The sequence below is a fragment of the Rhizobacter sp. SG703 genome (assembly GCF_012275445.1).
Classification (GTDB): Bacteria; Pseudomonadota; Gammaproteobacteria; order Burkholderiales; family Burkholderiaceae_C; genus Rhizobacter.
The window spans coordinates 75469-101722 of sequence record NZ_JAAZQK010000011.1 but is presented as its reverse complement, the minus strand read 5'-3'; the positions used below and the strand labels follow the sequence as shown (position 1 = coordinate 101722).

Here is a 26254-nt window from a genome sequence, read left to right as displayed (position 1 = left end):
CGCGATGGACATCGACGAGATCCTGCGCACGCAATGGCTGCAACTGCGCGAGCGGCTGCAACTGAAGCACCTGCTCGGCGGCACCGGCGCGAGCCTGTCGCTGCGCGTGCCCGGTGCCGCGGCGATGTGGTTCGGCGGCGCGCACGAGGCGGCGCCGCGGCGGGTGTCGCTGCAGCAGCAAGACAACGCAGGAGGGGAAGAGGGCGCCCATGCCGCGGTCTACCGCGCACGCCCTGACGTGGGGGCCATCGGTTGGGGTGGCGGGTCGTTCGGCATCGCGCTCGCCGACTTCGGCGGCACGATGCCGCAGCTGTTCGACGAACAGGCCCGCCACCTCGGTCCGATGGCCCCGGCGGCGTCGACCCATCCGCCCGAAGCGTTGACCCGGTCGCTGCGATCCGGCGGCAACGTGCTGCTGCTGCAGCGCCGGCCGCTGTGCCTGGGCACGACCGCGACCCGGCTGGCGCTGAACGCCGAGCTGTTCGAGAAATGCGTCAAGGCGCATGTGTTGGCGGTGGCCGCCGGCGGCCGCGTGCACGCGTTGCCGTGGTGGGTGCGGTGGATCGCCAACGGCCGGATGCGCAAGGATGCAGCGCGGGCCGAAGCCCGCTTCGCGCAAGGCCTGTTGCCCGAAGAGAGCAAGGGATACTGAGCCGGACACCCCGACAGGAGAGCCACGGATGACCGCGAACGACGCCCCGCCGATGCCCACCCTCCCGGTCGCCGCGGCGCTGGCGGTGGGCACGATCGCCGTGCTGATGATCGGCGTGCAGCCGATCCTGCTCGGTGAGCTGGTCGATGCGAAACAGGTGAGCCTGGAGGGCGTCGGCATCGTCGCGATGGCCGAGATCGTCGCGCTCGGCCTCGGGGTCGCGCTCGGCGATGCGCTGCTGCCGGGCGCGCAGCTGCGCCGCATCACGCTGGTCGCCGCGCTGCTGGCGGCGTGCCTCGACCTGCTGACGATGCGCGCCTCGGGCGATGCGGCGATGACGGCGGTGCGCGCCGCCGCCGGCCTGGCCGAGGGCGTGCTGGTCTGGGGCACCACCGGCGTCATCGTGCGCCACGCCAACCCGGCGCGCCTCGGCGGCATCTTCTTCGTCGTGCAGACGATCGCGCAGGCGGCGCTCGGCGCGGTGCTGGCCCACGCGGTGATTCCGCGCGCGGGGTGGCAGGGCGGCTTCGCGGTGCTCGCGGGGTTGACGCTGCTGCCCTGCATGCTGGCCTTCCGGCAGCCGGCGCGGCTCGCGCCGCTGGCGGCACCGGCGGTGTCGGGCTTCCGCTGGTCGCTGCCGACGGGGCTACCGCTGGCGGTGGCCTTCCTGCAACTGGCCACGCTGGGCGCGTTCTGGGCCTACCTGGAGCCGCTGGGCAAAGCCGCGGGCTTCGATGCCAAGGCTGCGCAGACGCTGATCGCCGGCGTGCTGGTGATGCAGGTCATCGGCGGCAGCATCGCCGCGTTCGCGGTCGGACGCTTGCCGGCGCGGGCGACGCTGGTCGCCTGCTCGGCGGTGCTGGTCGGGGTGATGCTCGTGCTGCACGCGCTGCCGGCCGGGCGCTCGTTCGATTTCGCGATCGGCTGCGCGCTGTTCGGCTTCGTGTGGATGTTCATGCTGCCGTTCCACATCGGCCTGGCCTTCGGGGTCGACCCCAGCGGCCGGCTGGCCGGGCTGGTGCCGGCCGCGCAGCTGTTGGGCAGCGCGTTCGGGCCGCTGATGGCGTCGTTCATCGTCGAAGGCGACGATGCCGGCGCCGTGCCCTGGCTCAGCGCCGCGTTCGCGGTGGCGGCCGCGGCGCTGTTGCTGGCCCTCGTCGCCTTCAGGGCAGCGGCACGGGCGCGCCCTGCAGGTACCGGTTCGCCTTGACGAGCCACCAGCGGTCATCGGTCAGCGGCAGGTTGCCGAGGCCGATGTTGTCGGTCGAATCGCCGACGCCGGCGCCGAACATCAGCGACACCACGCCGGCATTCTTCGCCTCCTGCAGGTGGCTGCCCCAGGTGATCTGCGCGCCGTTGGACGTCACCTTCGGGTCGCCGGCGGCGTTGGTCTGGTAGTAGCTCGCGGCGAAGACGCTCGGTGTCGCGGTGAAGGTGTCGCCGAAGAAATACGTCGGCGCGGTGTCCTCGTAGTGCCGGCTGCTGGCGTTGGTCAGCGTCGCGAACGGTGCCCCGGTGGCCGGGTTGTTGCCCACCGAGCCGTTCACATGGCCGGCCGGCAGCTGCCACAGCACCACCGGCTTCTTCAGCGCGGCATTCAGCGTCTGCACGTAGTACAGGTAGTTGCTCCAGTGGTCGGCGTTGAACTGCCACTTCGCGTTGCCGGCCGCGCCGCCGTCGTAGCCGTACTTGTCGAACGAGATGAAGCTCGCGCCGTAGCTGGTGATGCCGGCGGCGTTGTAGTAGTTCGCGACGCGTTGCGCGCTGGCGGCGATGTACGGCCGGCCGGCGCTCCAGCCCTTCTCGGCGGTGTCGGTGATGTGCATCAGGCCGTTGGTCGAGGCACCGCTCTGCGCATCGCTCCAGATGTTGATCTGCCAGCCGTACCACGCGTTGCGGCTGCGCTTCTGCACGATGTAGTTGACCGCCTTGACCAGGCCCTCGAGCGTGTTCGGGAACTGCGGGTCGCTCGCGGTCAGCACGCCGGCGGCGTAGGCCTGGTCGACGCGCGCGGTGATCTGCGAAGGCTGCAGGCCGGAGTTCTGCATCATGTAGCCGATGAAGTCCGGCTCGATCACGTAGCCCACCGGGTCGTCGCCGGCCTCGGTGTTCGCGATGTCGATGGTCCTGACCCAGTCCTTGAAGTAGGCGGCCATGTAGGTCGCGTCCTGGATGTGGGCCAGGTCGGTCGGGTAGCTCTCGCCGCCGTCGGCGATGTTGTAGAACACGAAGACCGGCACCATGCCGAGCTTCTTCGACTCGCGGATGAAGCTGGTGGCGCGGAAGCACGGCACCGTGGTCCAGGTGCACCAACTGGTGTTGCCGGGCACCGAGGCGCCGCCGTTCAGGTAGATGTAGCGCAGGTCGGCGCGGGTGTTGAGGTCGCCGGTGCCGAAGTTCTGCCAGTTCGCGAGCGCGCTGCCGCTGTCGTCCGAGACGGAGCCGATCGACACGTGCGACGGCAGGCCCGGCAGGCTGCCGTCGGGCTTCTTCACGCGCACGCCGACCCAGCGGCCGTTGCCGTTGTTGTCGAGGATGCGGATGCCGGCGCGGCCGGCGCCGAGCGCGGTGACGGTGAGCTTGCTGCCGCTGACCGAGACGGTCGCGACCTTCGGGTTGTTGGACGCGACGGTGAACGTCGGGTAGGCGACACCGGCGACGCTGAGGTCGAGCGTGACCGAGCCGGTCGCGAGCGTGCTCTGCAGCGACTGGCCGCCGATGTCCCACTGCTTGATGCCGATCAGCGACGCGTTGCCGACGGTGGTCGACGATGCATCGCTGAGCGTGGCGCCGGCGGCGTTGATCAGCTTCAGCTGGTAGGTGTAGAGGCCGAGCTTCTTGCCGGTGATCTGGATCGTCGCGGTCTGCGCGGCGTTGCCGACGTCGGCCAGCGTGCCGGACTGCACCTTGACGCCGTCTTCATACAGCTCCCACGCGGTGCCGCTGATGCCCCACCACTTGTTCCAGACAATCGGGAAGTTGCCGGCGTGGTCGTAGTTCTGGATCTGCAGCGTGGGCTTGGCGGGTGCGCCGACGGGGGCCGGTGCTGGTGCAGGCGCGGGAGCCGGGGCAGGAGCTGGTGCCGGCGACGGCGATGGGGCTGGCGCGGGAGCGGGTGAGGGCGCCGGTGAGGGTGTGGGTGCAGGGGCTGGTGCCGGCGCGGGCACAGGGGTCGGCGCCGGTGCGGGTGCCGGCGCGGGCGGCGTGCCGCTGCTCGGTCCGAGGTCCTGCCACAGGCTCGCCGTCGTCGGGTTCCAGCCGGTGCCGGTGTAGTCGGTCTGCGCGACCCAGGCCTTGTAGTCGTGCCCGGCGTACGACACGATGGTGCCGGCCGGGTAGAAGGTGTCGGCCTTCCAGGCGGGATAGGCGGCATGCGCCGCGACGGCCGCCACGGCCAGCGTCAATGCGGCAAGGGTGCGGCGTGCGGTGACGCCCTGCGTGAGGTGGGAATGGACCATTGGAGTTCGCCCTGAAATGTTGGTCGTGACCCCGCAGGGGCCGCGCTTTGACAGCTCTGGCACGAACATAACCAATTAAGTACCAGTGAATCGATTGTGCATCGGTCGGTGCCGGCAAGGGCCGTCTCTTTGCGGGCGACGCGTAAGCAGATGTTGACGCTCCCACGAACTCTCCCTACGATCCGCGCCTTCTTGCGGGTTCACCGACCCGCGCCAGCAGTGAGGGCGGTCGACTGACCAGCCTGCGTTCAAAAGCAGTGCGGTTTGTTGTCGATTTGTTGGGCTTGGGAGCAATTGTTCGACCGATCCCGCAGGGAACAGGAGGTCGGCTGCCGGGTAATGAGTTCTTTGTTCCGCTACTGCGTTTCCGGCTTTTGAGGCGCTTCGGCGAGAAGGGCAGATCAAGCCATGACTGACTCAATTCGAATCCTCTCCGTGCCTGTCCTTGAATACATACGGCTCAACCCAGGCATGTACCTGCCGGCCGGCGATATTCATCTGGGTGTGAAGCTCGCGCAGCTGTTGGTCGTCGATTCACTGGCGCTTGGCGCAACAGACGTTCGAGTCCTCCGAGAGCAGGATTGGTTTGCCGTCTCCGCAGACAGGGACTGGCTCGCTCTCGGCCATGGCGGATCCAATGTCGGCAATCTCTTCAGCAGCGTCACTCCCATGCCGGAGGCAGGCGTCAACAGCATCCGGCATGAGGTTGTGGTGGCCGCGTTCTCCCACGACGTCGTGACGGCAGGCCACGGCGATCCAGTCGTCTTGAGTGCCGGCAATGATCCCGACGCGCTTGCAATCGGGATGCGCCTTTGCAGAGAGAGTCATCCGCGTCGAGTGATTGCGTTCCGCTGCGACGGACAGCGGTGATCAGCACCGGCGGCCTTGACATAAGGTGTAGGGCACGGCCCAGCCGATCGCGTTGCTGAAGCTTCAGGCGGACACATCGAGCGCAGCCCCGTTGAGCAGCGACGTCGGCGCAGCGACGGTGCGGGCTGCCCGGCTCGGTGCGATGGTGGCAGCAGCAGGGGCAGGCAATCCAGGCAATGATGCAGCGGGCGCGGCTATCCTTGTCAGCGGCGTGTTGATCGCCATCGTTCAGGAAATCAACGCGGCGGGGGAGAGTTCGGCGCCTTCGAGTCTGGAGGCGGATGCGGGTGGGGCAAACACTGCAGCGGGTGGTGCTTCGCCGCCGCCTGATGATGAGAACTCGAACGAGCGAGAGCTGACTCGGGAAGAAAAAAAGGCGTAAGGCGAACCCCACCATTCGGTCCGTCGCTCGATCTCTCGGCGCTAGTTGATCGCCTGGTTCCTGCCGGATGCCGCTACTTCATGACTTGGGGCGCGGCAGCTGAGGAGCTACACGACGCGTTGGATGAAGTGCTCGAAGATCGAGGTGGCGATTCCTTGGCCGCTGTCACGGCGTCCCACAAAGGGGAGCCAGCTGATGACGTTGCTTGGTTCATGGCGAACGCTGCAGTGCCCGGCGAAAGCAGGCTGTGCTGTTGCGTTGGCTATGATGACGCGGTCGCTGGTGTGGATGAGCTTCTGAAGGCTGTTCGCGCTGTAGTGCCAAGCAAGAGGTGATTGCACGGCAGGTCTTGAGGTCGAGCGTCCGCGCGATGGTCCGCACTCCAAAGCCTCGCTGCTGTAGGCTTGCATAGCTCACGCGGTCTTCTGGCTGCAATTGCCGACACTTTGGGTCGCGAGTGGGTGAAGGGTCCATCGCGCACTGCGGGAGAAACTTTCGAGTGGGATGTGCAGTTGAACGACGGAACCGGTGGGCATGCCAATGTCTCCTGGACAGGAAAAATCACACACTGAAAGCCATGCATGGAGAAGCTTCGACTTGAGCTTCGCGCGGTGGTCGTTCCACTCATTGACGGCGACGCGGACCGCGTCCAGCATCACATCGTCGGCCAAGGATGTGACGAGGCAAAGGGTGTGGCAGCCCGACTCGGGGCGATGTGGCTTGAGGCGATTGCCGGCCGTTTCTGATCGTCGAGCCGGACAACCGAGGCGGCCGCATAGTCACCGGCTTCCCCACCAATACGCCGAGAAATCCATGACACTCACTCAAGGTTTGCTGGACCGAATTGCCGGGTTGCTCAACCGTGATGCAACCAACTACACCGTCTTCCTTCGGCTCTATCAGCTATCGACGGCAAGTGGCGCCGACGATCTTGAAGCCTGCATTCGTGAGGCCATGCGCGCAGATGCGGAGATTGGCGGCGCCGAGGAGATCACCGCCGCGAATCTCATCGCCGAAATGGATGGACTCCTACGGTACGCTGGTGACCCGGGAGCCGGCCCGGCCGAACCGGTGCTTGGGTCAAAGGAGCTTTCCGAGTTGCTAACGGAGTTGGAAGGTGATATCTCGCAGTTGACTAGCCAAGCGAAGACTATCAAGCGCTTTTGGTTTGCTGCAGGGCATCCAGCATATCCAGTCTTTTGGGACTTCGCATACGCCTTCTTCGGAAATGAGATGGCAACAGTTCTTGTCGGATCAAGTTCCGATTAGTTGGGGCAAACAGTGCGAGCCACCACCTTCCCGATGAGTCGCTGTTTCGAATGCTGGAGGATCAAATAAGAGAATTCGGCATGCAGGCAGTGCAGCTATTGGCATTGCTGCCGTAGGCAATGCTTGCGAGCGACACGCTGATAGACGGACGGTATCCCTACCGTCAGCGCACTCGCTACCTGGATGCAGGTTCAGACAATTCCAATGAGAGCTTTGCCGCCGTCGCGACGTATGCCGACAGCTTGAATTGAGGCCCTTGCGTGGCCGCAAATGGAATCAATAGAAGGAGTCCTTTGATGAGAGTGAAGACGAGTGGTTTTGTGTTTCGTGGATGGATCGGCGCATTGCTGCTGGCAGCAAGCGCCGTCACCTGGGCGGCCGACGTACCGCGCCCCGGGTATGCGGTGGTCTCGCTGATCGGCGACAAGCTCTCGGTGGTGACGCACGAGGCGAGCACCGGCACGACGATCGAGCGCAATCGCACGCAGGCGCTGCCGGTGGGCGGTGGCGTGTTCGATGCCGAAGCCATGACGCAGGTCGAAGCGGCGCTGAAGCGCCTCGACGCCGGCGCGCGTGTGACTTTGTACGATCTGTCGTCGCCAGCGATGTTCGAACAGCAGGACCGCTTCGTCGAAGGCGGCCGGCTGAAGTTCTCGCCGGCCGTCGTGGCGGCGATGCGCAAGGACGGCGCCACGCACCTGGTGCTGATCACCAAGCTGCTCTCGACCGCACAGCTGCAGGCAGGCGAGCACGAGAGCCTGGGCAGCGGCCAACTGCAGGGCCTGGGTTTCTACATCGACCGCGCCGTCGAGATGATCCGGTTCACCACCGGAGAAACCGGCCGCGGGTTCTTTGCGCCGTACGTCTTCGCGAAGGTCTCGTTGATCGACCTCGCGTCGCTGCAGGTGGTGAGCGAAGCCCGCATCAAGGTGAATCAATCGGCGGCGTCGGTGGGTGTCGCACAGTCGCCGGACGCCTGGGATGCGCTGACGTCGAAAGGCAAGATCGATGCGCTGAAGGAACTCATCGACGAGCACGTGCCGAAGGCGGTCGAAGCGTTGCTCGCCACGCAGCCCTGAATCCGGTCCGCGCGACGCCGGTCCGCCCCGAAGACCTGACCGTCTCGAGCTACGGCGCCGCAACCAGCTTGCCCGACCCCGCCGACGCCTTGACGGCCGCCTTCACGCTCGCGGCCGGCAGCAAGGCCTTGCCGTAGGCGTAGGGCACGGTCCAGCCGACCGCGTTGCTGAAGCTGCAGGCGGACAGGTCGAGCGCAGCCCCGTTCAGCAGCGAACCGCTTTCCTTGATCGCGCCGGTCTTGCTCGACGAGCCGGGGTTCTTCAGCACGCTGCCGCAACCGCTCGCGCCCTGGATGTCGAAGGCGTTGTTCTCGGAAATGATCTTCGCCTTGTAGGCCACGCCGATGCTGTACTGGTGGGCGTACACCGGGTGCGACTTGCTGCCTTCGTAGTAGTTGTTGTAGACGTGCACGCTGCCGAAGCGCACGCGCGGGGCGCGCTCGGTCACCTGGCTGAACAGGTTGCCGTGGAAGGTGACGGTCAGGTGGGTGTCGTCGCTGGTCGCGCTGTCCGACGAGCCGATCAGGTTGTTCTTGTCGTGCTGGTCGAAGATGTTGTTCGACACCGTCACGTAGTCGGAGCCGTTCTTCACGTCGAGGGCGCCGTCGTGGCACTGCTTGATCTTGCCGTTCTCGACCGGTGACAGGTCATCGGTCTGCGGTGCGTCGGTGAAGGTGTTGTGGTCGATCCAGACATGGTTCGAGCCATCGACCGTGATGCCGTCGTATTCCGAATTCCAGTTGCCGGCGTCGCCGTCGTTCGGGTCCCAGACGGGGCCGACGTCGCAGGGGTTCACGATGTGCAGGTTGCGGATGATGACGTTCTGGACCCCGCTGACCTGGATGTACGCGTTGACGAGGCCGGCATTGCTGCCGGTGCCGATCAGCGTGGTATTGGCCTTCAGCGAGAGCCGGGCGCGGGCCTTCTGGTCGCTGGTGCTCTTGAAGGCGCCGCCGTTGTCGGCCGCAGCCATGTCGATGGTGCCGATCACCTTGACGATCGTCGGCGCGCTGCCGCCGGCCTTCAACGCGGCCAGCAGCTCGGTGGCCGTCGTCACCTTGTAGACCGCCGTGGACACAGCCGCCGAGCCGCCGCTGGTGCCACCCGCTTCGCTTGCCCAGCCAGTGGCCGGTGCCACGTCCCGGGTGTTGTCGTCGGCAGCCGGCGTGGGTGCCGGTGCCGGAGCGGGCGCAGGCGCGGGCGCAGGCGCAGGCGCAGGCGCGGGTGCGGGTGCGGGTGCGGGTGCAGGCGCAGGCGCAGGCGCAGGCGCAGGCGCAGGCGCAGGCGCAGGCGCAGGCGCAGGCGCAGGCGCAGGCGCAGGCGCAGGCGCAGGCGCAGGTGCAGGTGCAGGTGCAGGTGCAGGTGCAGGTGCAGGTGCAGGTGCAGGAGCCGCTGAACTGGGGGCCGGTGCCCCAGTGCTGGCCGAGTCGCTGCTGCCACCGCAGGCCGACAGCAGCATCGTGCACAGCAGGGCGCTCGCTGCGCCGGTTCGTGAGAGGGGGTGTCGTTGCGTGCTCATCGTCCAGGTCCCGTCGCGTTGCTCTTGAAGTCCGGCGCGATTCTGGGAGGCGCGATGACGGAAGACTTGACGGAACATTGAAGAAACTGTGCGCACCATGACTGCCGTTGGCGCCACGAGACGCGGTGCAACAAGATGCAAGCCGCAGCACATGGGGCGACATCGATCCGGCGGCGCGGGTGCCGCGAATTGCACCAAAGTGACAGAAGCTGCGCGGGCGCCGGCCTCAGCGCGCCGCGGTCTTCGCGGCCGATGGCTCGGCCGCCTGCGCGGACCACCGCGCCATCGTCTGCACGGTCCGCTGGATCGGCTCCGGGCCGATGCTTTCGGCGCCGGCGAACGGCCGGTCCATCGCGGCGATGAAGAAGAACACCAGCCCGAACACGCCCGAGAGCAGGCCCACCGCAACCAGATTGAAGGCCGAGCGCGGCAGCACGTAGGTGGTCACGAGCGTGAGCATCGTGGCCAGCACGACCACGCTCCACAGCGTGCCCGGCACCTGCGCTTCGCTCGCCTGCGTGCGTTCCCGGCGGGCCTTGACCAGCTCGTTGGTGCGGGCCCAGATCTCCGGCATCAACGCCGCTTCGCGCGCGCCGAGCGGATCGATGCGCCCGACCGCGCGGAACATGTCGTCGAGCAAGTCCCGCGCCTGTTCGGGCAGTTCGCCCCGGCGCATCGCCGACCACTCCTGGTCGACCACCGCCGTGCCGTACTTCTGAAGCAGGTCCCGTGCATGGCGCGACTGCACGGTGTCGAACACCATCAGGTCGCGGCCCAGCGCCGTCATGATGACCGCCTCGTTGCGCACCGCCTTCTCGGCCGAGCCGAACGACTCCCAGACCGAGATCGCCGAGAACGCCAGCAGCAGCGAGTTGATGGTGGCGATCACGCCGAGCAGCGCGATCGCGAGGTTGCGGTCTCCTTCCGCGAACGTGACGCGGCAGACGCGCTGGAAGACCAGGTAGCCGCCGAGCCCGACCAGCACCCAGCCGCCGCTGATCAACAGGCCGAAGAGCCAGTTCGGAAGGTCGTAGAAGGCGAGAGGCATGCCGGCACGATAGCCACGCCCGGCGTGAGCGGCCATCAGCGGGATGCTGAGATCGACCTTCGAAAAAACCGCGAGCGGGCCGCCGCGGGCGGCTCAGCCTAAGCGCCCTGCGAGCGCACCCAAGAGACGATCTCCTGCGCCGGCAAGGCCCCGCTGCGCCGTGCGATCTCCTTGCCGCCGCGGAACAGCAGCAGCGTGGGGATGCTGCGGATGCCGTAGGCTGCCGCGCTGCGCTGGGCCGCCTCGGTGTCGAGCTTTGCGAAGCGCACCCCGGGCAGTTGCCGCGAGGCCGCTTCGAACTGCGGCGCCATCGAACGGCAGGGCCCGCACCACGCGGCCCAGCAATCCACCAGCAGTGGCATCTCGTTGCCGGCCACATGGCGCTCCAGGCTCGCGTCGTCGACGTCGATCGGGTGCGCCGGCAGCAGCTTCGCGCCGCACTGGCCGCACAACGGGTCATCGGCCAGCCGCGCATCGGGCACGCGGTTGCGGGTCAGGCAGGCGGGGCAGACGAGTTGCATGCAGGGCTCCGGGCGGTCCTCAGGCCGCGTAGTTCTCGGGGAAGAAACGGCGTTCGATCAGTTCGATCAGGATGTGCAGCACCTTGATGTGCAGTTCCTGAACGCGGTCGGCATAGCGGCCGCCGGGCGTGCAGACGTAGACGTCGGCGAGCGCCTCGAACGCAGGGTTGCGCTTGCCGGTCAGCGCGATCACCGACAGGCCGTTGTCCTTCGCGGCGCGGGCGGCGCGCAGGATGTTCTTGCTGGTACCGCTGGTGCTGATCGCCAGCAGGCAGTCGCCCGGCCGGCCGTGCGCCTCGACATAGCGCGAGAACACCTGCTCGTAGCCGAGGTCGTTGCCGACGCAGCTCATGTGGCTGGCGTCGCTGATGGCGGCCGCGCCGAGCGGCGGGCGGTCGTCGCGGTAGCGGCCGGTCAGCTCTTCGGCGAAGTGCATCGCATCGCACATCGAGCCGCCGTTGCCGCATGAGTAGACGCGGCCCTTGCGCTCGAAGACCTGGATCAGCAGCGCGGCGGCCTGCTCGACGCTCGCGAGTGCCGGGCCGTCGGACAGCAGCGCGTCGAGCGCGCGCTGGGCTTCGCGCAGGTTGGATTGGATGTGTTCGATCATGGCGGGTGTTCCATCAAGGCATCTGGGGACGGCCAGCCCGTCCGCAATGCCCCGAGGTTAACCCTTGGCCGCACCCAGTCCGGCCGCCGCCGGCACCGCACGCCGCAGCCGCGCGGCGTGAACGGCCAGCACGCAGACCGTCCAGCAGGCCCACGCGGTCCACAGCGAGTGGCTCAGGTAGTGCGCGCCGCGCATCACCTGCACCCAGGCGAAGAGGCCGCCGCAGGCCAGCGTGACCGCGAGCCAGCGGCGCGCCGCGACCGGCGACGCCCGGCGCAGCGCGAACCAGCCGGCCAGGAACGAGAAGGCGGTCGACGCATGGCCCGACGGAAAGCAGCGGCCGGGGCCGCCGTCGCGCTTCCAGAATTGCCAGTGCGGCACGTAGTCGAGCACGTCGCCGCCGAAGCGGGCCAGGTCCCACGGGCAGCTGGTGGCGCTGTTGCGCTTCAGCAGCGGGATCAGCACCACGCAGGCCAGCGTGGTCGACACCCACCAGACCCGCTCGCGCCGGCTCAGCGCGCGGGCGAACGGCAGCGGCTTCCAGATGCCGACCAGCAGCACGCCGAACAGCGCCCAGGCCGGGTAGCGCGCGGCATCGTGGAGCAGCGTGGCGGTGAGCCAGCGGTCGCGCCACGCGAAGCCGTGGGCGTTGCCGAACCAGGCGGTGAGCGTGAAGTCGAGGCCGCTCAGGTCCCACGCGAGCAGCACGGCCAGCGACAGCAGCACGACCCGCAGGTCGGCGCGCAGCAGGTCCGCAGGCCGGGCCGGCGTGTCAGAAAGGACGGGAGACATGGGCCGCGATGCTCGCGAGCCAGACTTAGGCCCGCCTTAGCTGGGGCAGTTGCCGACGCGGCGGCGCCAACTCCATCACGCCCCCTGGACGCTGTGCTATGGTCGCGCCGGCACGCTGCGGGGCTCAGCCCACGGCGTGCGGTCCGGTCTCGGCGTACGAAGGAAAGTCGGTCACATCAAGAACCGGCACGGGAGGCGGCGCCTGTCGCAACTCATGGAAACTCCGATGTCGAAAACTTTGGCCCAACTGAAAAAAGAGATTGCCAACCTCACGCGTGAAGCCGAGAAGCTGCAACGCAAGGAAATCGAAGGCGTCGTCGTCCGCATCAAGGAAGCGATCGAAGCCTACGGGCTCACCGCCGCCGACCTGGGCCTCGGCGGCGCGAAGCGCGGCCCGAAGGCGGCCGGCAAGAAGGTCGCCGCGAAGCGCGGCCGCAAGAAGGCGGATGGCGCGGTCAAGTTCCGCGACGAGAACGGCAACGTGTGGGGCGGCCGCGGCCCGCGCCCGAAGTGGCTGCGCGATGCGCTCGCGGCCGGCAAGCAGCTCACGGATTTCGCAGTTTGAGGTGACAGCCCCTCGGTCGACGGGTACGTCGACCGATTTCCCAACGGAATGCGGGCCGGCCTGGGGCCACCCGGCGCTCGGCCCGCTTCCGCCGCCACTGCGGGTATTCCCTCTGGCGTCAGTCTCCTGGCGATCCTCAAATAGCAAACGTTCGCGCAAACGTTTGCGTACGGGATGGACCGCCGCAACCAGAACGTGGTGCGAACGCAGTACCGTCCGGGTGTTGATCGTCCCGCCGCCCGGGCAACAATCCACGCTTCGAGGAGACACACGAACATGACGATCGCTTTCAACAGCCGCCAGCGCCGCGGCATCGCGGTGGCCGCAGCCGCCCTGGCCGCCGGCTTCTTCCTGACCGCCGCCCACGCCGACGACGCCAAGCCGCGCGTCGGCCTGGTGATGAAATCGCTGGCCAACGAGTTCTTCAAGAACATGACCGAAGGCGCGCTGGCCCACGAGAAGAAGCGCGGCGACTTCACGCTGAAGGCGGTCGGCATGCAATCCGAAACCGACTTCGACGCGCAGACCGCGGCGGTCGAGAACTTCGTGACGCAGAAGTACGACGTGATCGTGATCGCACCGGCCGATTCGCGTGCGATGGTCGCGCCGATCGCGAAGGCGCTGAAGGCGGGCATCACCGTCGTCAACTTCGACGTCGCGCTCGACCCGGCAGCGATGAAGAAGGCCGGCCTCGACCTTGCGTTCGTCGGTCCCGACAACCGCGCCGGCGCGAAGCTGGCCGGCGACGAGCTGGCGAAGGCGATCGGCCCGGGCGCCAAGATCGTCATCATCGAAGGCAACCCCGGCGCCGACAACGCGCTGCAGCGCAAGCTCGGCTTCGAGGACGCGGCCAAGGCCGGCAAGCTGAACATCGTCGCATCGCAGACGGCGCACTGGGAGACCGAGGAAGCCAACGCGGTCTTCACGAACATCCTGACGGCCAATCCCGACATCAAGGGCGTGATGGTGGCCAACGACTCGATGGCGCTCGGCGTCTCGAAGGCGCTCGATGCCGCCGGCAAGTCCGGGCAGATCAAGGTGGTCGGCTTCGACAACATCCCGGCCATCCGCCCGCTGATCAAGCAGGGCAAGGTGCTGGCGACGGTCGACCAGTTCGGCACCGACATGGCGGCCAACGCGATCGACTACGGCATCAAGTCGCGCAAGGACAAGCAGCCGCTGAAGGGCTGGGTCAAGACGCCGATCGAGCTGGTCACGGCGAAGAACCTGAAGTAAGCCGCGCTGCCCCCGGGAGCCCGCGCGTGGACCACGACGACACCCTCCGAACCGGCGCCGGCTTGGCCGCCGTCGCCCTCGAGCTGCAGGGGCTGACGCGCCGGCATCCCGGCGTGACGGCGCTCGACGGCGTCGACCTGACGCTGATGCGCGGCGAGGTGCATGCGCTGGCCGGCGAGAACGGTGCCGGCAAGTCCAGCCTGATCAAGATCCTGTGCGGCGCCGACCGCCCCGACGCCGGCCGCATGCGGCTGTTCGGCGAGGCCTATGCGCCGCAGACGCCGCTGGCCGCGATGCGCGCCGGCATCCGCGTCGTGCACCAGGAGCTGCACATGCTGGGCGAGCTGTCGGTCGCCGAGAACCTGCTGTTCGAGCGGCTGCCGCGCACCCGGCTCGGGCTGCTCGACCGCGCCGCGATGGACCGCCGGGCGCGCGAGCTGCTCGCGCTGGTCGGGCTCGACGAGCTGTCGCCGGCGACGCGCGTCGGCACGCTCGGCATGGCGCAGCAGCAGCTGCTGGAGATCGCGAAGGCGCTGTCGAACCAAAGGGGGGGCGCAGCCCGCATCGTCATCATGGACGAGCCGACCGCGACGCTGACGCCGCGCGAGACCGATCGGCTGCTCGCGATCATCCGCAAGCTGCGCGACGACGGCGTCACGGTGGTGTTCGTGTCGCACCACCTGCAGGAGCTGTTCGAGGTCTGCGACCGCGTCACGGTGCTGCGCAACGGCCGGCACGTGGCCACGCAGCCGATGGCCGGCACCTCGACCGGCGAGCTGGTCCGGCTGATGGTCGGACGCGAGCTGGTCGAGCGGCCGGCCCGCGTCGCGCCGCTGCTCGATGCGGGGCGCCCGGCCGCGCTGCGCGTCGAGGGCCTGCGCCACGCCGGCCGGCGCGACACCTCGTCCACTGCACCAACGATCGATTTCAGCCTGCACTATGGCGAGATCGTCGGGCTGGCCGGCCTGGTCGGCTCCGGCCGCACCGAGACGCTGCGCGCGATCTTCGGTGCCGACCGCGCCGCCGCCGGCCGCATCCTGCGCGACGAGCAGCCAGTGCGCATCGCCAGCCCGCGGGATGCGCTGGCGCATGGCATCTGCCTGGTCACCGAGAACCGCAAGGAAGAAGGCTTGGTGCTCGACCTGCCGATCCGCGCCAACCTGAGCCTGGCCCGCCTCGGCGCGGTATCGCGCGGCGGGCTGCTGAGCGCCGAGGCCGAGAACGCGGCCGCGCGCCGCATGGCTGGCGAGCTGCAGATCCGGCTCGCGTCGATCGCGCAGCCGGTGCGCCAGCTGTCGGGCGGCAACCAGCAGAAGGTGGTGCTCGGCAAGTGGCTGCTGCGCGACCCGAAGGTGCTGCTGCTCGACGAGCCGACGCGCGGCGTCGACGTCGGCGCGAAGGCCGAGATCCACGCGCTGCTCGAACGCATGGCGGCGCAGGGCATGGCGGTGCTGGTGGTGTCGTCCGACCTGCGCGAGCTGATCGGGCTGTGCGACCGCATGCTGGTGATGAGCCGCGGCGTGCTGGTCGGCGAGCTGCCGCGCGCGCAGTTCGATGAAGAGGCCATCCTCGCGATGGCGTACCGCGAATACCTCGTTCGGCCGCAGCAAGCGGCTTGAGCGACAAACGGCACAGGCCTGGATGCAATGCAAGCGATGAACCTGACTTCTTCTTCGACCCCTGCCGCCGCCGCCTCGATGGGCGACCGCGCCGCGCTGGTGCTGCGCGAGGCCGGCATCGGACTGGCGCTGCTGGTGCTGCTGGGCGTTTTCGCGCTGCTGTCGCCGATCTTCCTGACCGCCGGCAACATCACCAACATCTTCACGCAGATCTCGATCAACGTGATCCTCGCGGTCGGCATGACCTTCGTGATCCTGATCGGCGGCATCGACCTGTCGGTCGGCTCCGTGATGGCGTTCTGCGCGGTGGTCGCCGGCACGGTGCTGAAGCTCGACGGGCTCGACCCGGCGCTGGCGATCGCGCTGGCGCTGGCGGCCAGCATCGCGGTCGGCGCGGTGTGCGGGCTGGTCAACGGCGCGGTGTCGGCCTGGTGGGCCATCCCGTCGTTCATCGTCACGCTGGGCATGCTGAACATCGCGCGCGGCGCGGCGCTGCAATGGACGCAGGCCCGCTCCATCTACGAATTCCCCGATGCCTTCAACAACTTCGGCAGCGCCACGCTGCTGGGCGTGCCGGCGATCTTCCTGGTGGCGCTGGCGCTGGTGCTGGCCGGCTGGTTCGTGCTGAACCGCACCGTGTTCGGCCGGCTGGTCTACGCGATCGGCAACAACGAAGAGGCGGTGCGGCTGGCCGGCCACAGCGTGCGCTTCTACAAGATCGCGGCCTTCGTGATCTGCGGCGCGGCGGTCGGCGTCGGCGCGGTGATCTACATGACGCGGCTGACGATCGCGAGCCCGATCTCGGGCATCGGCTTCGAGCTGAACGCGATCGCGGCGGTGATCATCGGCGGCACCAGCCTGTCGGGCGGGCGCGGCTCGATCATCGGCACGCTGCTCGGCGCGTGCATCATCGGGGTCCTGGCCAACGGCCTGATCCTGATCGGCATGAGCGACTTCCTTCGGCAGATGGTCACCGGTTTCGTCATCATCCTCGCGGTGGTGCTGGACGTGCTGCGCGCACGCCTGGCGCAGCGTGCAGCGCGATGAACGGCGGCGAACGCAGCGGCAGCAGCCCGGGCCGCGAGGCCCGCACGCCGGCCCGCGCGCCGGCGCGCATCAGCACGATCAAGGACGTCGCGCTGCAGGCCCAGGTGTCGGTGACGACGGTGTCGCACGTGGTCAACGGCACGCGCTTCGTCAGCGAGGCGGCGCGCCAGCGGGTGCAGCAGGCCATCGAGGAGCTGCGCTACGTGCCGAGCGCGCTGGCGCGCAGCCTGAAGAGCAACCGGACGCACACCGTCGGGATGATGATCCCGAACAGCTCGAACCCGTATTTCGCCGAGATCATCCGCGGCATCGAGGACACCTGCTACGAGGCCGGCTTCAACGTGATCCTGTGCAATTCCGACGACGACCCGCTGAAACAGAGCACCTACGTGCGCCTGCTCAGCGAGAAGCAGGTCGACGGGCTGATCGTGATGTCGTCCGGCGCCGACGGCGAGCTGCTCGACACGCTGCGCGACGCCAACATGCCGCAGGTGGTGGTCGACCGCGAGATCGACGACCTGGAGGCCGACCTGGTCGAGGTCAACCACGAGGCGGGCGGCGTGATCGCGACGCAGCACCTGCTGTCGCTCGGGCACCGCCGCATCGCCTGCATCGCCGGGCCGCAGACGCTGTCGTCGGCGCGCCAGCGCGTGCTCGGCTACCACCGCGCGCTGCGCGAGGCCGGCCTGTCGGTCGACGACCGGCTGCTGCGCAGCGCCGATTTCACCAGCGCCGGCGGCCATGCCGCGATGGCGTCGCTGCTCGACGGCAGCGTGCAGCCGACCGCGGTGTTCGTCTCGAACGACCTGATGGCGATCGGCGCGATCTGCGCGGCCGCGTCGCATGGCTTGCGCATACCGCAGGACCTGTCGGTGATCGGCTTCGACGACATCGCGCTGTCGGCCTACAGCAACCCGCCGCTGACGACGGTCGCGCAGCCGAAGCACCGCACCGGCGAGCTGGCGGCGCAGCTGCTGATGCAGCGCATCGCCGACCGCGGGCGGGCGCTGCAGCGCGAGATCCTGCAGCCGTCGCTGACGGTGCGGCAGTCGACCGGGCCGGTGGCGACATGACGGGGCCGATCGTCGTGCTCGGCAGCGTCAATGCCGACCTGGTGCTGCGCTGCGAACGCTTGCCCGGCCCCGGCGAAACGGTGCATGGGCGCGAATTCAAGGTGCTGCCCGGCGGCAAGGGGGCGAACCAGGCGGTGGCCGCGGCGCGGCTCGGCGCAGCCGTCAGCTTCATCGGCTGCGTCGGTGCCGACGACCATGGGCGCGAGGCGCGGCGCCGGCTGGCGGCCGAAGGCATCGCGCTCGCGCACCTGGCCGAGGTGGCAGAGCCGACCGGTGTCGCGATGATCCTGGTCGACGACCGCGGGCAGAACAGCATCGCGCTGTCGGCCGGCGCGAACGCGGCGCTCGGCGTGGCGCAGGTCGATGCGGCGGCGGCGCTGATCGGGTCGGCGGTGCTGCTGGTGTGCCAGCTCGAATCGCCGCTCGCGGCGGTGGCGCGGGCGATTGCCATCGCCCATGCGGCCGGCGTGCCGGTGCTGCTGAACCCGGCGCCGGCGCAGGCCTTGCCGGCGGCGTTGCTGCGGCAGGTCGACATCCTGGTGCCGAACGAGAGCGAGGCGGCGGTGCTGCTCGGCGCGGCGCTCGCACCGGCCGAGGCGGCGGCGCGGCTGCGCGAGCGCGGGCCGTCGACGGTGATCGTCACGCTGGGTGCCGAGGGCGTGCAGTGCGCCGACGAGCACTCCAACCTGCACGCACCGGCGCCGCGCACGCAGGCGGTCGACACCACCGGCGCCGGCGACACCTTCATCGGCGCGTTCGCGGCCGCACGCTGCGCCGGCGCGCCGCTGCATGCGGCCATCGCGCATGCGCAGCAGGCCGCGGCGTTCAGCGTCGCGCGGCCCGGCACGATCGACGCGATGCCTTACGCGCGCGACCTGCAAACGGCGCTGTCCCCCTCGTGAAGAAGACCGCGCTGTTGCACGTCGGCCTGTCGCAGCTGGTGGCGGGGCTGGGCCATGGCGACCTGGTCGTGATCGCCGATGCCGGGTTGCCGGTGCCGGCCGGCACGCCGTGCATCGACCTCGCGCTGACGCGCGGCGTGCCGTCGTTCGACCAGGTGCTGCAGGCGCTGCTCAGCGAGATGCAGGTGGAACGCGCGGCGCTGGCCGAAGAAGCGCTGCAGCGCAGCCCGGCGTTCGTCGCGCAGGCGGGCGAGCGCCTGCCGGGCGTGCCGGTCGAACGCCTGTCGCACGACGAACTGAAGCGGCGCAGTGCCTCGGCGCGCGCGATCGTGCGCACCGGCGAGTTCACGCCGTATGCGAACCTGCTGCTGTACGCCGGGGTCGTGTTCTGAGCGTTGCTTCGAAGCACTGAACGCGCCAGCCGCCGCGAAGCCAGGCACGCGCGGGCGCCGAGGTGCTTCGATGAACGGTTTTCTGAGCGACAACCCCCGTTCGCCCTGAGCCTGTCGAAGGGCCCGTTCGCCTTGAACCAGGGCTTCGACAGGCTCAGCCCGAAAGGGAAATCGTTCGCGTTGAGCTTGTCGAAACGCCTGCGCGCGCGGCACCGGGCTTCGACAAGCTCAGCCCGAACGGTTCTCCGGCGCGATACAGTCGCGGCCCATGGACATCGCCGCCGAACTGTCGAGCCTGCACCAGCCGCTGCTGCGCTTCGCGCAGCTTCAGCTGCGCCACGACAGCCTGGCCGAAGACGTGGTGTCGGAGACGCTGCTGGCGATCCTCGAGACGCCGGAGCGCTTCGAGGGCCGCAGCTCGCTGAAGACCTACGCGACCGGCATCCTGAAGTTCAAGATCATCGACGTGCTGCGCCGGCGCGGCCGCGAGATCCATGTGGAGCCGCTGGCCGAGCAGAGCGTCGACGACGCGCTCGATGCGCTGTTCGCGGCGGACGGGCACTGGCGCGAGGCGCCGCCGGCCTGGCAGCATCCGGAGCGGGCGCTGGAGCAGGCGCAGTTCTTCGACACGCTGCAGCTGTGCATCGACAACCTGCCGCCGAAGCTCGCGCGCATCTTCATGATGCGCGAGTGGCTCGAGCTGGAGATCGACGGCATCTGCGGCGAGCTGCAGATCACCAGCAACAACTGCAGCGTGATGCTGTACCGTGCCCGCATGCAGCTGCGCGAGTGCCTGCAACTGCGCTGGTTCGAGGACGCGACATGAGCGAGACGACCGAAGACGACGGCATCGACTGCCGCGCGGCATCGCACCTGTTGAGCGCAGCGCAGGACGCGGCGCTGCCGCCGGACGACGAGCGGCGGCTGGTCGAGCACCTGGGCGTCTGCAGCATGTGCCGCCACGTGCAGGGCCAGCTGGGGGTGTTGCGCGACGCGGTGCGGCAACTCGGCAGCTCGTAGCTTCCATGTGCGGCGTCAAGCGGGCCGGCGCCCGGTCCGCGTCCCCGAAGATCACGCGAGCATCACATTTCGGAACGGGTGCATCCAACGGGTAAGTGGGTCGGTTTTCCTTCGACGAACCGCGGCGCCAAGGCTTTGGCGCTGCCCACATCACTCGAAGGAAACAACATGCACCACGCCAGGAACCTTTCAAGCCACCGCGTCGCGTTGCTCGCCACCGCACTCGCCGCCACGCTGCTCGTCGCCGCCTGCGGTGGTGGCGACGACGACGCGCCAACGCCGGCCCCGCAGCCCGTGCTGTCGAACCAGCTCTACACCGAGACCAACGAGACGGCCAACGCCGTCGTGCACTTCACCCGACGGGCCGACGGCACGCTGCTGCGCGGCGAGACCACGCCGACCGGCGGTGCCGGCACCAATGCGGTCAACGCCGCCGGCAACACCGTGCCCGATTCGCTGGTCAGCCAGCACAGCATCATCGCGAGCCCCGACGGCTCGCTGGTGTTCGTCGTCAACGGCGGCGACGATTCGATCTCGGTGATGTCGGTCAACCCCGGCACCGGCGCGCTGACGCTGAAGAAGCGCAGCACGACGGCGGCCGGCCACATCCCGAACAGCCTCGCGCTGAACCACGGCGTGCTGTACGCCACCTTCATCGGCGGCGCGTCGCAGCTGGCCGCCTTCAAGGTCGAGGCGGATGGCGGGCTGACCCAGCTCGGCAGCTACGACCTGCTCGCCCTCGGCGGCCTCGCGAGCGCCGCGCCGACGCAGGTCATCGTGTCGCCGGACGGCGGCTTCGCGGTCGTCAGCGCCGGCACCGGCAGCAACGCGATCCTGTCGTTCCCGATCGCGGCCGACGGGACGCTCGGCACCCCGGTCACGTCGGCCGGCGTGCTGGCCACGCCGTTCGCCGGTGCCTTCGTGCCGGGCGCCGCGTCGCCGGTCTACCTGTCGACCGGCATCTCGACGCAATCGCTGAACGCGTTCTCGTTCTCCGCGACCGGCGCACTCGCGGCGCTGGGCCAGGCCAGCGCGCCGGGCACCGCGGCGCCGTGCTGGCTGGTCGTCACGCCCGACGGCAAGACGGCGTTCGTCGGCAACGGCTCGGGGTCGATCTCGTCGTATGCGATCAGCGGCAACACGTTGACGCTGCTCGACGCCACCGCGGCGCTCGAACCGCCGGCGCAGGCCGGGGTCAACAGTGTTGCAGCCGATTCGTGGATCAGCCCGGACGGCAAGTTCCTGTACACCGCGTACCTCGGCGACGACAAGGTCGTCGCGTACGCGATCGGGCTGAACGGCTCGCTGGCGAAGCTGGGCGAATCGGTGATCGGCACCGCGACGCACCTGAGCCTTCAGGGCCTGGTCGGGATCTGATCGAACAGCGCCCGCAGCGGCACCGCGTCGGCCATCGCGCGGTGCCCGGCGTCGCCCGGGTGCAGGTGGTCGCCGGAGTCGAAGGCCGGCTGCAGGCGCGACGGCTGCGACGGGTCGCGCAGCAGCGCGTCGAAGTCGAGCACCGCATCGAACTCGCCGCTGTCGCGGATCCACGCGTTGAGTTGCCGGCGCAGCGCGTCCTTGGTCGGCTGGAAATAGTCGGCGAGCGGCGTGCCGGCGAGGGCGCCTTCGAACGGCGTCAGCGTCGCGCCGAGCACGCGCACGCCGCGCCGGTGCGCACGGGCGATCAGCTGGCGATGGCCGGCGATCAGCTCGGCGAGCTCGGGCGGCCGGCGCTGCGGGTCGAAGGCCGTGCCGGGCCAGCTGATGTCGTTGATGCCGATCAGCACGATCACGCTGCGCACGCCGGGCTGCATCAGCACGTCGCGGTCGAAGCGGGCGAGCGCGCTCGGCCCCATGCCGTCGCTCAGCAGGCGGCCGCCCGAGATGCCGGCGTTCAGCACCGCGACGCGCTGCGGCGCGAGCCGGGCCGCGAGGAAATCGGGCCAGCGCGTGTCGGCATCCATCGTCGCGCCGTTGCCGTCGGTGATCGAATCGCCGATCACGGCGACGCTGCCGTTCGGCGCGTCGGCTTCGACCGCGATGCCGCTCACGAACAGCCGTGCACTGAGCCCCGGCGTGGGCGGCAGCCGTGCGGCCGCCACCTGGTTGCCGGGCGCGAGCGACGCGGCCTGCCGGCCATCCCAGTGGAAGGTGCGGGTCGGCGTGGGGCCGGGCAGGTAGAGGCTGACGGCCAGGGGCGCGAGCGCGGCCACCTTCAGGTCCACCGGGTCGCTTTGAACAGAAGCGCCCGGCGGTACGACGATGCCGGCCCGGCCGCCGAAGCGGACCACGCGACCGCGCCCGGGGGCCGCCGCCGGCGCCACCTGCGCGGCACCGATCACCAGCGGCTCGCGGCCGTACTCGTTCGACAGCTGCAGCCGCACGCGGCGCCCGCCGAGGCTCAGCCGCACGACCTGGCGCAGCGTCTGGTTGTCGAGCAACGGCGGCGTGCCGGTCGGCAGCGCGAACTCCGCGCCCCAGCTCGCTTCGGGACTGGCGGTCCAGCTGGTGATCCATGCGGGCTCGGCGCGCGAGGGCATCGCGGCGAGGCAGGCGAGGGCGGACACGGTCGCGGCGAGGCCGCGCCGCAGCGTGCGGCGTGCAGTCATGGGGTCTCCCGGGTCAGGCGTTGGCAGAGGAAGCGATCGGCGCCGGCGTGCGGTCCAGCGCCATCGCGAGCGCGGCGATGGCCAGGCCCGCCAGCGGCAGCAGCGCGGCAACCCACGCGAGCGAGCCCAGGCCCGGCCCGTTCGCGATCACCGCGCCGCCCAGCCACGCACCGAGCGCGTTGCCCAGGTTGAAGGCGGCGATGTTGAAGCTCGATGCCAGGCTCTGCCCGGCGCCTTGGGCCTTGTCGAGCACCCACATCTGCAGCGGCGCGACGGTCGCGAACGATGCGGCGCCGAGCAGCCCGACGAACAGCACCGCGGCCACCCGGCTGTGCAGCGCCCAGCCGGTCAGCGCGAGCACCACCGCCAGCAACGCCAGCGAGCCGAGCACGGTGCGGGCGAGGTGCCTGTCGGCCAGCTTGCCGCCGGCCAGGTTGCCGATCACCAGGCCGCCGCCGAACACCAGCAGGATCGGCGACACCGCCGCGGCGCTGAAGCCGCTGACCTGCGTCAGCAGCGGCGCGATGTAGGTGAACAGCGCGAACAGCCCGGCGAACCCAAGCACCGTCGTCGCGAAGCCGAGCAGCACCGGGCGGCGCAGCAGCGCGTCGAGGTCGGCCCGCAGCGAGCTGCCGTCGCGGCTGGCGGGCTGCGCCGGCACGAACAGCGCGAGCGCCGCCATCGCCAGCACCCCGACCGCGCCGACGGCCCAGAAGGTGGCCCGCCAGCCGACCTGCTGGCCCAGCCAGGTGCCGAACGGCACGCCGAGGATGTTGGCCACCGTGAGGCCGGTGAACATGATCGCGATCGCCGACGCCCGTTGTTGCGGCGGCACCAGCCCGGTTGCGACGACCGAGCCGACGCCGAAGAAGCTGCCGTGGGCCAGCGCCGTCAGCACGCGCGCGGCCATCAGCAGCTCGTAGTTCGGTGCCAGCGCGCAGCTCAGGTTGCCGAGCGTGAAGATCGCCATCAGCGCCAGCAGCAGCGTCTTGCGCGGCCAGTGCTGCGTCAGCGCGGTCAGCAGCGGCGCGCCGACCACCACGCCGAGCGCATAGCCGGAGATCAGCAGCCCGGCGGCCGACACGGACACACCGAGGTCGGTGCCGACGTCGAGCAGCAGGCCCATGATCACGAATTCGGTGACGCCGATGCCGAAGGCGCCGACGGTCAGCGCATACAGCGCCAGTCTGGTGTTCTTCATGTTGTGAATTCAAATGCCATCGAGTGGGAAATGATGAGTTCGAATCCCCTCTTGAACTAGACTGCCCGCCGGAAAAACACTTGTGAACCGAGTTCAACATGGCACGGCTGGAGGTGAACCGTTCGGGCGAGATGGAGGTGTTCGTACGGGTCGTCGAGCTGGGCGGCTTCTCGGCCGCGGCCCGGGCGTTCCGGATGACGCCGTCGGCCGTCAGCAAGCTGGTCGGCCGGCTGGAGGCGCGGCTCGCGGTGCGGCTGGTCACCCGCTCGACGCGCCAGGTGCAGCTGACGCCGGAGGGCTGCGTGTTTTACGAGCGCGCGGTGCGCGTGCTGGCCGACCTCGACGAAGCCGAGCGCGGCGCAGCCACCAACGATGCGCCGCGCGGGCGGCTCAGCGTGAACGTCAACGTGCCGTTCGGCGAGCATTTCCTGCTGCCGCTGGTGCCGGCCTTCCTGGCGCTGCATCCCGAGGTCACGCTCGACCTGGTGCTGACCGACGAGGTGATCGACCTGCTCGAACGCCGCACCGACGTCGCGGTGCGCGCCGGGCCGCTGAAGAGCTCGCGGCTGCTGGCCCGCAAGCTCGGCGAGACGCGCAAGCTGATCGTCGGCTCGCCGGCCTACCTGCAGCAGCGCGGTACGCCGATGACGCCGGCCGACCTGGCCTTGCACAACCGCCTCGGCTTCACCTATGCACGGGCGCTGGAGGGCTGGCCGCTGCTGCAGGACGGGCAGGTCGTGCCGATGCCGCTGAACGGCAATGCGCAGGTGAGCGATGGCGAATCGCTGCGCCGGCTCGCGGTGGCGGGGCTCGGGCTGGCGAGGCTGGCGGCCTTCCAGGTGCGCGACGACCTGGCCGCCGGGCGGCTGGTGGCGGTGCTGGAAGCGTTCAACCCCGGCGATGTCGAAGAGGTGCACGCGGTGTTCGTCGGCCAGGGCGGCCACCTGCCGTCGCGGGTGCGGGCGCTGCTGGATTTCCTGGTGGAGAACGTGCGGATCGGCTGACGGTGCGGCACCTCGGGGGCGCCCGCCAGGCCGACCTGGCCAGGGTGCCTAGAATGCCCAGCCTGTCCGGGTGCTCCCTGTTCTCCCCCGGCGCACGAGAGGAAGGCCGTCATGCAGCAACTTTCCGGCATCTGGGTTCCCGTCGTCACGCCGTTCGCGGCCGACGGTCGGGTCGACCATGAACGGCTCGCGGCGCTGGTCGCCGGCCTGGTGGCCGACGGCATCCACGGCCTGGTGGCCTGCGGCACGACCGGCGAAGCGGCCACGCTCGACGAGGCCGAGCAGGCCGCGGTGCTGCGCACCGTGCTGCGGGCCGCCGGCGGGCGCAAGGTGCTGATGGGCGTCAGCGGCATCGCGCCGCGCGAGGTCGCCGCCGCCTGCCGGCGCTTCGGCGAGCAGCCGGTCGCGGGCTTCCTGGTGCCGCCGCCGTCGTACGTGCGGCCGTCGCAGCAGGGCATCGTCGAGTTCTACCGCGAGGTCGCGGCCGCCGCGCCGAGCGCGATCGTGGTCTACGACATCCCGTACCGCACAGGCACCGAGATGAGCCTGGCGACGCTGCGCAGCATTGCAGCGATCCCCGGCGTGCGCGGGCTGAAGGATTGCGGCGGCGACCCGCGCAAGACGCAGGCGCTGATCGCCGACGGCCGGCTCGCGGTGCTGTCCGGCGAAGACCACAACATCTTCACGACGCTGTGCCAGGGCGGGCAGGGCGCCATCGCGGCCAGTGCGCACCTGCACCCGCGGCGCTTCGTCGAGATGTACGACGCGGTGCAGGCGGGCGACCTGCCGCGCGCCCGCCGGCTTCACCATGCGCTGGCGCCGATGGTCGGCGCGCTGTTCGCCGAGCCGAACCCGGGCCCGCTGAAGGCGCAGCTCGCGGCGCTCGGCCAGGTCGGCCCGGCGTTGCGCGCGCCGATGACCGCGGCCAGCGCGCTGGTGGCGGCCGCGCTGCGCGAGGCCTGGCAGCAGGCCGGGGTCAGCCTGTCGGGCTGATCGACTTCAGCGCCTGCCGGCAGGCGGCGTCACGCTCGGCCTGCGGCCTGGCCTTCAGTTCCTCGAACGCCAGGTCGCCGTTCAGGCGGCCCTGCATGAACAGCTTCAGGATGTTGATGTCCAGCCTGGCCAGCAGGTCCTGGCGGCCGCGCGCCTCGGCCTCGAAACGGTCCTTGTAGGCGTCGAGCGCGGCATCGCTCGCGCCGCAATGCTGCGCCAGCTGGTAACGCTGGCCGGACTGCAGCCCGCCTTCGACGACGTCGTCCTTCGACGCGACGGGTTGCGCGATGGCGGCGCAGGAGAACCACAGCAGGCAGGCGATCGGCACGAGGCGCATGGGACGGGTCGGAGTTGCAAGGTCCACGAGGTTAACCGAGCCGCCACCGGCCGTGG

General features: G+C 69.5%; 31 protein-coding genes. 22 read left to right on the top strand and 9 right to left on the bottom strand.

Features of this window, described 5'->3' with window-relative positions:
• Window positions 1-4: 4 nt before the first annotated feature.
• Together FHT26_RS22675 and FHT26_RS22670 are read left to right on the top strand one after the other, a co-directional pair.
• Window positions 5-652: a hypothetical protein gene (locus tag FHT26_RS22675; protein WP_168562365.1), complete on the top strand. Its 648-nt coding sequence runs from the start codon at window positions 5-7 to the stop codon at window positions 650-652.
• Between the two features lie 28 nt (window positions 653-680).
• Window positions 681-1862: an MFS transporter gene (locus FHT26_RS22670; RefSeq protein WP_168562364.1), complete on the top strand. Its 1182-nt coding sequence runs from the start codon at window positions 681-683 to the stop codon at window positions 1860-1862.
• Here FHT26_RS22670 and FHT26_RS22665 read toward each other — a convergent pair.
• The gene (locus FHT26_RS22665) at window positions 1816-4110 is read right to left on the bottom strand and encodes a carbohydrate-binding protein (RefSeq protein ID WP_168562363.1); all 2295 of its coding nucleotides are present in this window, start codon (window positions 4108-4110) and stop codon (window positions 1816-1818) included. The genes FHT26_RS22670 and FHT26_RS22665 overlap by 47 nt on opposite strands.
• A gap of 471 nt (window positions 4111-4581) precedes the next feature.
• On the opposite strand from FHT26_RS22665, the gene FHT26_RS22660 reads away from it, so the two are divergent.
• The 7 genes from FHT26_RS22660 to FHT26_RS22630 all read left to right on the top strand — a co-directional run bounded on the left by FHT26_RS22660 (window position 4582) and on the right by FHT26_RS22630 (window position 7710).
• Window positions 4582-4980 (top strand): hypothetical protein, encoded by a 399-nt coding sequence (locus FHT26_RS22660; RefSeq protein WP_168562362.1) that lies wholly within the window; start codon window positions 4582-4584, stop codon window positions 4978-4980.
• A gap of 91 nt (window positions 4981-5071) precedes the next feature.
• Entirely contained in the window at window positions 5072-5362 is a 291-nt protein-coding gene (locus tag FHT26_RS22655) for a hypothetical protein (RefSeq protein ID WP_168562361.1), read from the top strand.
• An 80-nt stretch (window positions 5363-5442) separates the two neighbouring features.
• Window positions 5443-5697, top strand: a complete 255-nt coding sequence (locus FHT26_RS30635) for a DUF7684 family protein (RefSeq protein WP_490362807.1) — start codon at window positions 5443-5445, stop codon at window positions 5695-5697.
• Between the two features lie 69 nt (window positions 5698-5766).
• Window positions 5767-5934 (top strand): polymorphic toxin type 17 domain-containing protein, encoded by a 168-nt coding sequence (locus tag FHT26_RS30630; RefSeq protein WP_168562360.1) that lies wholly within the window; start codon window positions 5767-5769, stop codon window positions 5932-5934.
• A 9-nt stretch (window positions 5935-5943) separates the two neighbouring features.
• On the top strand, window positions 5944-6108 hold the full coding sequence (locus tag FHT26_RS22640) for a hypothetical protein (protein WP_168562359.1): 165 nt from the start codon (window positions 5944-5946) through the stop codon (window positions 6106-6108).
• Window positions 6109-6175: 67 nt separating this feature from the next.
• Window positions 6176-6631, top strand: a complete 456-nt coding sequence (locus tag FHT26_RS22635) for a hypothetical protein (protein ID WP_168562358.1) — start codon at window positions 6176-6178, stop codon at window positions 6629-6631.
• A 344-nt stretch (window positions 6632-6975) separates the two neighbouring features.
• Window positions 6976-7710 (top strand): hypothetical protein, encoded by a 735-nt coding sequence (locus FHT26_RS22630; RefSeq protein ID WP_168562357.1) that lies wholly within the window; start codon window positions 6976-6978, stop codon window positions 7708-7710.
• Between the two features lie 49 nt (window positions 7711-7759).
• Here FHT26_RS22630 and FHT26_RS22625 read toward each other — a convergent pair whose 3' ends face one another.
• Window positions 7760-8848 carry a pectate lyase family protein gene (locus FHT26_RS22625; RefSeq protein WP_210427542.1) on the bottom strand — a complete coding sequence of 363 codons (1089 nt, stop codon included), beginning with the start codon at window positions 8846-8848 and terminating at the stop codon, window positions 7760-7762.
• Between the two features lie 32 nt (window positions 8849-8880).
• On the opposite strand from FHT26_RS22625, the gene FHT26_RS30540 reads away from it, so the two are divergent.
• The gene (locus FHT26_RS30540; RefSeq protein ID WP_210427541.1) at window positions 8881-9330 is read left to right on the top strand and encodes a hypothetical protein; all 450 of its coding nucleotides are present in this window, start codon (window positions 8881-8883) and stop codon (window positions 9328-9330) included.
• A gap of 125 nt (window positions 9331-9455) precedes the next feature.
• Here FHT26_RS30540 and FHT26_RS22620 read toward each other — a convergent pair whose 3' ends face one another.
• The 4 genes from FHT26_RS22620 to FHT26_RS22605 all read right to left on the bottom strand — a co-directional run bounded on the left by FHT26_RS22620 (window position 9456) and on the right by FHT26_RS22605 (window position 12200).
• Entirely contained in the window at window positions 9456-10277 is an 822-nt protein-coding gene (locus tag FHT26_RS22620) for a bestrophin-like domain (RefSeq protein ID WP_168562356.1), read from the bottom strand.
• A 98-nt stretch (window positions 10278-10375) separates the two neighbouring features.
• Entirely contained in the window at window positions 10376-10798 is a 423-nt protein-coding gene (gene trxC / locus FHT26_RS22615) for a thioredoxin TrxC (RefSeq protein WP_168562355.1), read from the bottom strand.
• A gap of 19 nt (window positions 10799-10817) precedes the next feature.
• Window positions 10818-11408 (bottom strand): SIS domain-containing protein, encoded by a 591-nt coding sequence (locus FHT26_RS22610; RefSeq protein ID WP_168562354.1) that lies wholly within the window; start codon window positions 11406-11408, stop codon window positions 10818-10820.
• 57 nt (window positions 11409-11465) lie between these two features.
• Window positions 11466-12200, bottom strand: a complete 735-nt coding sequence (locus tag FHT26_RS22605) for a phosphatase PAP2 family protein (protein WP_168562353.1) — start codon at window positions 12198-12200, stop codon at window positions 11466-11468.
• A gap of 136 nt (window positions 12201-12336) precedes the next feature.
• Between FHT26_RS22605 and FHT26_RS22600 the strand changes: the two genes are divergently transcribed.
• The 10 genes from FHT26_RS22600 (at window position 12337) to FHT26_RS22555 (ending at window position 21431) form a co-directional block, all read left to right on the top strand.
• Window positions 12337-12765: an H-NS histone family protein gene (locus FHT26_RS22600; protein WP_349238206.1), complete on the top strand. Its 429-nt coding sequence runs from the start codon at window positions 12337-12339 to the stop codon at window positions 12763-12765.
• Window positions 12766-13041: 276 nt separating this feature from the next.
• Complete coding sequence (locus FHT26_RS22595; protein ID WP_168562352.1) at window positions 13042-14001, top strand: sugar ABC transporter substrate-binding protein; 960 nt, start codon at window positions 13042-13044, stop codon at window positions 13999-14001.
• Between the two features lie 26 nt (window positions 14002-14027).
• Window positions 14028-15620, top strand: coding sequence for a sugar ABC transporter ATP-binding protein (locus tag FHT26_RS22590; protein ID WP_349238205.1), 1593 nt, complete (start codon window positions 14028-14030; stop codon window positions 15618-15620).
• Window positions 15621-15656: 36 nt separating this feature from the next.
• Window positions 15657-16667, top strand: coding sequence for an ABC transporter permease (locus FHT26_RS22585; RefSeq protein ID WP_210427540.1), 1011 nt, complete (start codon window positions 15657-15659; stop codon window positions 16665-16667).
• Window positions 16664-17740 (top strand): LacI family DNA-binding transcriptional regulator, encoded by a 1077-nt coding sequence (locus FHT26_RS22580; RefSeq protein ID WP_210427539.1) that lies wholly within the window; start codon window positions 16664-16666, stop codon window positions 17738-17740. Before FHT26_RS22585 ends, FHT26_RS22580 begins: the two co-directional genes overlap by 4 nt.
• Window positions 17737-18642 carry a ribokinase gene (gene rbsK / locus FHT26_RS22575; RefSeq protein ID WP_168562350.1) on the top strand — a complete coding sequence of 302 codons (906 nt, stop codon included), beginning with the start codon at window positions 17737-17739 and terminating at the stop codon, window positions 18640-18642. The genes FHT26_RS22580 and rbsK overlap by 4 nt, the downstream gene beginning before the upstream one ends.
• Complete coding sequence (gene rbsD, locus FHT26_RS22570) at window positions 18639-19034, top strand: D-ribose pyranase (protein WP_168562349.1); 396 nt, start codon at window positions 18639-18641, stop codon at window positions 19032-19034. Before rbsK ends, rbsD begins: the two co-directional genes overlap by 4 nt.
• A gap of 268 nt (window positions 19035-19302) precedes the next feature.
• The gene (locus FHT26_RS22565) at window positions 19303-19860 is read left to right on the top strand and encodes a sigma-70 family RNA polymerase sigma factor (protein WP_168562348.1); all 558 of its coding nucleotides are present in this window, start codon (window positions 19303-19305) and stop codon (window positions 19858-19860) included.
• Complete coding sequence (locus FHT26_RS22560) at window positions 19857-20054, top strand: zf-HC2 domain-containing protein (protein ID WP_168562347.1); 198 nt, start codon at window positions 19857-19859, stop codon at window positions 20052-20054. The genes FHT26_RS22565 and FHT26_RS22560 overlap by 4 nt, the downstream gene beginning before the upstream one ends.
• A 168-nt stretch (window positions 20055-20222) precedes the next feature.
• Window positions 20223-21431: a beta-propeller fold lactonase family protein gene (locus tag FHT26_RS22555; RefSeq protein WP_168562346.1), complete on the top strand. Its 1209-nt coding sequence runs from the start codon at window positions 20223-20225 to the stop codon at window positions 21429-21431.
• On the opposite strand, the gene FHT26_RS22550 is transcribed toward FHT26_RS22555, so the two are convergent.
• Complete coding sequence (locus tag FHT26_RS22550) at window positions 21410-22663, bottom strand: SGNH/GDSL hydrolase family protein (protein ID WP_168562345.1); 1254 nt, start codon at window positions 22661-22663, stop codon at window positions 21410-21412. The two genes, FHT26_RS22555 and FHT26_RS22550, sit on opposite strands and share 22 nt — an antisense overlap.
• Window positions 22664-22676: 13 nt before the next feature.
• Complete coding sequence (locus FHT26_RS22545) at window positions 22677-23864, bottom strand: MFS transporter (RefSeq protein WP_168562344.1); 1188 nt, start codon at window positions 23862-23864, stop codon at window positions 22677-22679.
• Window positions 23865-23962: 98 nt separating this feature from the next.
• Between FHT26_RS22545 and FHT26_RS22540 the strand changes: the two genes are divergently transcribed.
• A complete protein-coding gene (locus tag FHT26_RS22540) occupies window positions 23963-24868 on the top strand; it encodes a LysR family transcriptional regulator (protein ID WP_168562343.1) in 906 nt (301 codons plus the stop codon).
• 111 nt (window positions 24869-24979) lie between these two features.
• Window positions 24980-25861: a 4-hydroxy-tetrahydrodipicolinate synthase gene (gene dapA, locus FHT26_RS22535; protein WP_168562342.1), complete on the top strand. Its 882-nt coding sequence runs from the start codon at window positions 24980-24982 to the stop codon at window positions 25859-25861.
• On the opposite strand, the gene FHT26_RS22530 is transcribed toward dapA, so the two are convergent.
• Window positions 25845-26198, bottom strand: a complete 354-nt coding sequence (locus FHT26_RS22530; protein ID WP_168562341.1) for a hypothetical protein — start codon at window positions 26196-26198, stop codon at window positions 25845-25847. The two genes, dapA and FHT26_RS22530, sit on opposite strands and share 17 nt — an antisense overlap.
• Window positions 26199-26254: the final 56 nt, after the last annotated feature.